Annotated in this window: 5 protein-coding genes and 1 pseudogene; 3 read left to right on the forward strand and 3 right to left on the reverse strand. The window is 61.0% G+C overall.

Annotation, left to right across the window (positions count from 1 at the left end; genetic code table 11):
* Positions 1-716: cysteine synthase CysM (gene cysM, locus KBA32_RS05785; protein ID WP_294356399.1), on the forward strand; the 716-nt coding region annotated here is incomplete at its 5' end.
* Position 717: 1 nt separating this feature from the next.
* Positions 718-1,509, forward strand: a complete 792-nt coding sequence (locus KBA32_RS05790; RefSeq protein WP_294356401.1) for a 3'-5' exonuclease — start codon at positions 718-720, stop codon at positions 1,507-1,509.
* Positions 1,510-1,576: 67 nt separating this feature from the next.
* On the opposite strand, the gene galK is transcribed toward KBA32_RS05790, so the two are convergent.
* From galK to KBA32_RS05805, 3 genes are all read right to left on the reverse strand, one after another.
* Entirely contained in the window at positions 1,577-2,728 is a 1,152-nt protein-coding gene (gene galK, locus KBA32_RS05795) for a galactokinase (protein ID WP_294356403.1), read from the reverse strand.
* 21 nt (positions 2,729-2,749) lie between these two features.
* A complete protein-coding gene (locus KBA32_RS05800) occupies positions 2,750-3,781 on the reverse strand; it encodes a UDP-glucose--hexose-1-phosphate uridylyltransferase (protein WP_294356405.1) in 1,032 nt (343 codons plus the stop codon).
* A 507-nt stretch (positions 3,782-4,288) separates the two neighbouring features.
* Positions 4,289-4,741 (reverse strand): hypothetical protein, encoded by a 453-nt coding sequence (locus KBA32_RS05805; protein ID WP_294356406.1) that lies wholly within the window; start codon positions 4,739-4,741, stop codon positions 4,289-4,291.
* A gap of 186 nt (positions 4,742-4,927) precedes the next feature.
* On the opposite strand from KBA32_RS05805, the pseudogene KBA32_RS05810 reads away from it, so the two are divergent.
* Positions 4,928-5,140 (forward strand): annotated as a pseudogene (locus tag KBA32_RS05810) (LacI family transcriptional regulator); the annotation flags it as partial.

The following is a 5,140-nucleotide window of genomic DNA, read 5'->3' on the forward strand; positions in this document are numbered from 1 at the left end:
ACATCAAGCCGGGCGACACGCTGATCGAGGCGACTTCGGGCAATACCGGCATCGCGCTGGCGATGGCGGCGGCGATGGGCGGTTACCGGATGATCCTGGTCATGCCGGAGAACCAGAGCGTCGAGCGCCGGCAGACGATGCGTGCCTTCGGCGCCGAACTGGTACTTACTCCGAAGGATGGCGGCATGGAGTTGGCCCGCGACGTTGCCGAGAAGATGCGCGACGAAGGGCGCGGCATCATCCTCGACCAGTTCGCCAACGCCGACAATCCGCAGGCGCATTTCGAAGGCACCGGGCCGGAGATCTGGCGCGAGACGGAGGGGCGCGTCACGCACTTCGTCAGCAGCATGGGCACGACCGGCACCATCATGGGCGTTTCGCGCTTCCTCAAGGAACAGAATCCGGCTGTGTGCATCGTCGGTTGCCAGCCCGAGCAGGGCTCGCAGATTCCGGGCATCCGCAAGTGGCCCGACGCCTACCTGCCGAAGATCTTCGACCGCTCGCGCGTCGATCGCGTCGAATCGGTATCGCAAGGCGATGCCGAGGAAATGACGCGCCGCCTCGCGCGCGAGGAGGGGATCTTTGCCGGCATCTCGTCCGGCGGCGCCATGGCCGTCGCCTTGCGCATTGCGCAGGAAGTCGAGAATGCGACGATCGTCAGCATCGTCTGCGACCGCGGCGACCGCTATTTGTCGACCGGCGTGTTCCCGGCCTGATATGCATCCCGTCCTCGTCTTCGATATTGAAACCATCCCGGACGTGCCGGGGCTGCGCCGCCTGCACGATCTTTCGCCGGAACTGTCCGACGCCGAAGTCGCGGAACTCGCCTTCCAGCAGCGGCGTGCGCAGAATGGCACCGACTTCCTGCCGCACCATCTGCAGCGCGTCGCTGTGATTTCCTGCGCGCTGCGTGCCGGCAAGGATCTGCGCGTCTGGTCGCTGGCCGAGCCCGAGCAGGGCGAAGCGGAGATCATCCAGCGCTTCTTCGACGGCATCGAGAAGTTCACACCGCAGGTCGTTTCCTGGAACGGCGGCGGCTTCGACCTGCCGGTGCTGCACTACCGCGGCCTGATCCACGGCGTCGTCGCGTCGCGTTATTGGGATCTCGGCGACGGCGACTATGCGGACAGTCGCGACTTCAAGTGGAACAACTACATCAGCCGCTACCACACGCGTCATTTGGACCTGATGGACCTGCTGGCGATGTACCAGCCGCGCGCCAATGCGCCGCTCGACGACCTGGCCAAGCTGATCGGTTTTCCCGGCAAGCTCGGCATGGACGGCAGCAAGGTCTGGGAAGCGTGGCAGAACGGTGAGATCGCCGGAATCCGCGACTATTGCGAAACCGACGTGATGAACACCTACCTCGTGTCGCTGCGCTTCCGGTTGATGCGCGGCGAACTGTCGCGCAGCGAATACGACGCCGAGATTGACTTCGTGCGCAGCGAGTTGGCGCGGCTGGATAAACCGCACTGGCACGAGTTTCTGGCCGCCTGGACAGGCGTCTAGGACGCAGTTGCTGCCTTCTGCGGAATAGGGTTCGGGGCGCCTGACGAGCGCCCCGAACGCTTGATGATCAGTTGCAGAGTCCCGCGCCCGGTGAGGCGTGGCAGACGTAAATCGACGCTTCGAGTCCGCTTTCCGCCTTGTATTGTGCCGTCACCGCTTGCCGGACCTTGTCGACGAGGTCGTGCGGAACCAGCGCCACGACGCAGCCGCCGAAGCCGCCGCCCGTCATGCGGACGCCGCCGGCGTTTCCGATGGCTTCCTTGACGATGCGCACGAGCGCATCGACCGGCGGCACGGTGATCTCAAAGTCGTCGCGCATCGAGGCGTGCGAGTCGGCCATCAACTGCCCGATCTTCGCCAGGTCGCCGGCGTTGAGCGTGGCGGCGAGATCGATCGCGCGCTGGCTGTCGGTGATGACGTGGCGCGCGCGGCGGGCGACCACCGGATCGAGTCCCCCACACTTTGCTTCGAAGGTGGCGAGATCGACGTCGCGCAAGGCCTTGACGCCGAAGAAGCGCGCGGCTTCCTCGCACTGCTCGCGGCGCGTGTTGTACTCGCTGCCGACGAGGCCGCGCTTCACGTTCGAGTTGATGATCACGACCTCCAGGTCGGCCGGCATCGAGAAAGACTGGGTTTCGAGGCTCCGGCAATCGATCAGCAGCGCGTGGCCGGCCTTGCCTTGCGCCGAGATCAGCTGGTCCATGATGCCGCAATTGCAGCCGACGAACAGGTTCTCGGCGCGCTGGCCGATCTGCGCAATTTCGGTCGGGCTGATCGCGAGGTCGAACAGCGACTTGAAGAATTGCCCGGTCGCCACTTCGAGCGAGGCCGAAGAACTCAGCCCGGCGCCTTGCGGGACGTTGCCGCTGATGACGAGGTTGGCACCGCCCAGCCGATGTCCGGCTTCGAGCAGGTGCTTGGTGACGCCGCGCACGTAGTTCGCCCAGAGCAGGTTCTTGCGTGGCTGGATCGGCTTGCCGAGGTCGAATTCATCTTCCTCTCCGTCGTAGTCGACCGCGATGACGCGCACGCGGTCGTCGTTACGCCGCGAGCCGGTGATCACGGTGTGATAGTCGATCGCGCACGGCAGGACGAAACCGCCGTTATAGTCGGTGTGCTCGCCGATCAGGTTGACCCGGCCCGGTGCCTGGACCGACAGCGTCGGCTGGCTGGCGAACGCGGAGATAAAGGTTTGCGTGGTTTTCTGCAGTGGAAGCATGGAAGTTTCCGTCCCGGATTTTCAGATTTCGTTGAAGTGCACGTCGCTCACCGCGCGCAGGCGATCGGCGGCTTGCTCGGGGGTCAGGTCGCGCTGCGATTCGGCCAACATCTCGTAACCGACCATGAATTTGCGCACGGTCGCCGAGCGCAGCAGGGGCGGGTAGAAGTGCGCGTGCAGTTGCCAGTGTTCCTGGTCGCCCTCACTGAACGGCGCGCCGTGCCAGCCCATCGAGTAGGGGAAGGAGCACGTGAACAGGTTGTCGTAGCGGCTCGTCAGTTTCTTCAGCGCGATTGCCAGATCCTTGCGTTGCGCTTCACTGAGGTCGGGTAGCCGCGCGACACGCGCCTTCGGCATCAACAAGGTTTCGAACGGCCAAGCCGCCCAATAGGGGACGACGGCGAGCCAGTGCGCGGTTTCGACCACGACGCGCTCACCGCCGGCTTCCTGCGTCGCGTAGTCGAGCAGCAGTGGGCGGCCGTGTGCTTCGAAGTAAGCGCGCTGATGCTTGTCCTCGGTCGCGGCCTCGTTGGGCAGGAAGCTGTTGGCCCAGATCTGGCCGTGCGGATGCGGCATCGAGCAGCCCATCATCGCGCCCTTGTTTTCGAAGACCTGCACCCACGGATATTTGGCGCCGAGTTCGGCCGTCTGTTCGCTCCAGGTGTCGATCACCTTTTCGATGGCCGCCGGCGAAAGCTCGGGAAGACTCTTGCTGTGGTCGGGCGAAAAGCACACGACACGGCTCGTGCCGCGCGCGCTTCCATTCTGGAACAGCGGATTCGCCGAGGCCGGCGCGTCGGGCGCGTCAACGGTCAGCGCGGCGAAATCGTTGGTGAATACGAAGGTATCCGTGTACTCCGGATTCTGCTCGCCGGTGACGCGCTTGTTGCCGGTGCAGAGATAGCACTCCGGATCATGTGCCGGCCGAGCCGAGCGGTCCGGCGTTTCCTGCTGACCCTGCCACGGGCGCTTGGCTCGATGCGGCGAGACCAGCACCCAGTTTCCGGTCAGCGGGTTCTGGCGACGATGCGGATGATCAGTTGGGTCAAACATGTCGGGTCCTTATTTGACGTTGGGTTGAGAGTTCGCCAGCTGGTGGCGGGCGATGAAGCGGCTAATTGGCGAATTATATCAAAACAAACTAAAAAAGCTGATATATAAAAACTTTAGTCGTTTTTGTCCATGTTTGAAGCCTTCTCCGAGAGCGAGGTGGTTGGCCGTCATATCGGTTGGCAGTACGCCGCGTGTGCCGGTCTGCAACTATCGAAGGTGGGGCTCCTTCCACTTGGTGCATTCGCCATCGTACTTCAGATCGGCTCATAAAATCCATCTAAATCATGCGGTTATTCCTCGTGTCGGGTACATTCCGCTATCGCCCGAAAGCGATCCCGACCAGCCGATCGTGGAGCGTCGGGGGCCGTCACTGGCCGCGGCCGAGCGATGATCCCGTATCTGGACCTCTTTGCTCTATATGTATCAGTCAAACTCACTCGATATCAACTGCTCGGAAAGTTGCTGTTCAAGGTAGCTCAACAATCCATATGTTGGGCAGACAGTTCCTTACGGACAGGTGTTGAGGGGGCTATTATCATTTTCAGGTTTGACGAATTGCCGGGGGCTGGTCTTATTTAGGCGATAACAAGAGTGCGCATTCGTATCGCGGGTCGGGTTCTTCCAATGTGCTGATGTGTAAGGTCTTTTCTGGATGTGTTCCGGATGAGGCGCGTTTGGGTGCCTGTTCCGGGCAGCTTTTTTTGCCATGGTGTGTATGCTGTCGGCTTTGTAGTTTGCATTTTTTTGCTGATTCCCCCGGATTATCCATGTCCAAGTGTTTGGCGTGGAAAGTGCAAAAAATGGTTTTTGAATAAACAAACTAAAATAGTTGACGAAAAATAACTGTACTTGTACCGTTGTTTTAAGCATTGATCTTGAATTGCTCGCAAGCGGTGTCAACGGATTTAAAGCGAGTGATTGCGGATTGGTGTAGCAGGACTGGTAGGTCTCGTCTGACATCCAGCTTGTTTTCGTGTGTGGGGGCGCTGGGTGCGGTCGGTCTGAACAGTGCAATTGCCTGAACGCGTGCCGTGCGGCTGATATCTGGGATTGGCCAACGGTGTTCGTCGGGAAAGTCCTCCTCGGGGAGGTGACTTGGGGCCGCCAATTCATGGTTGGTCTTGTTATCGAATAGGAGATACAACAATGCTGAAGTCAAGAAGAAATCTGCTGTCCGCTCTGGTTGTCGGTGTTCTCGCCGGTGCCGTTGCCATGCCGACCTTTGCCGCTGACAAGAAAATCACGCTGGGTTTTGCCCAGGTCGGTGCCGAAAGCGAATGGCGTACCGCCAACACAGTCTCGATCAAGGAAGCCGCCAAGGAAGCCGGGATCGACCTCAAGTTCTCCGACGCACAACAG

The organism is Propionivibrio sp., assembly GCF_017995515.1.
Lineage (GTDB): Bacteria > Pseudomonadota > Gammaproteobacteria > Burkholderiales > Rhodocyclaceae > Propionivibrio.

Excerpts from the sequence above, each read along its gene's own strand:
- KBA32_RS05790 (WP_294356401.1), top strand. The coding sequence starts at position 718 with ATGCATCCCGTCCTCGTCTTCGATATTGAAACCATCCCGGACGTGCCG.
- KBA32_RS05800 (WP_294356405.1), bottom strand. The coding sequence starts at position 3,781 with ATGTTTGACCCAACTGATCATCCGCATCGTCGCCAGAACCCGCTGACC.
- galK (WP_294356403.1), bottom strand. The coding sequence starts at position 2,728 with ATGCTTCCACTGCAGAAAACCACGCAAACCTTTATCTCCGCGTTCGCC.
- KBA32_RS05805 (WP_294356406.1), bottom strand. The coding sequence starts at position 4,741 with ATGTCAGACGAGACCTACCAGTCCTGCTACACCAATCCGCAATCACTC.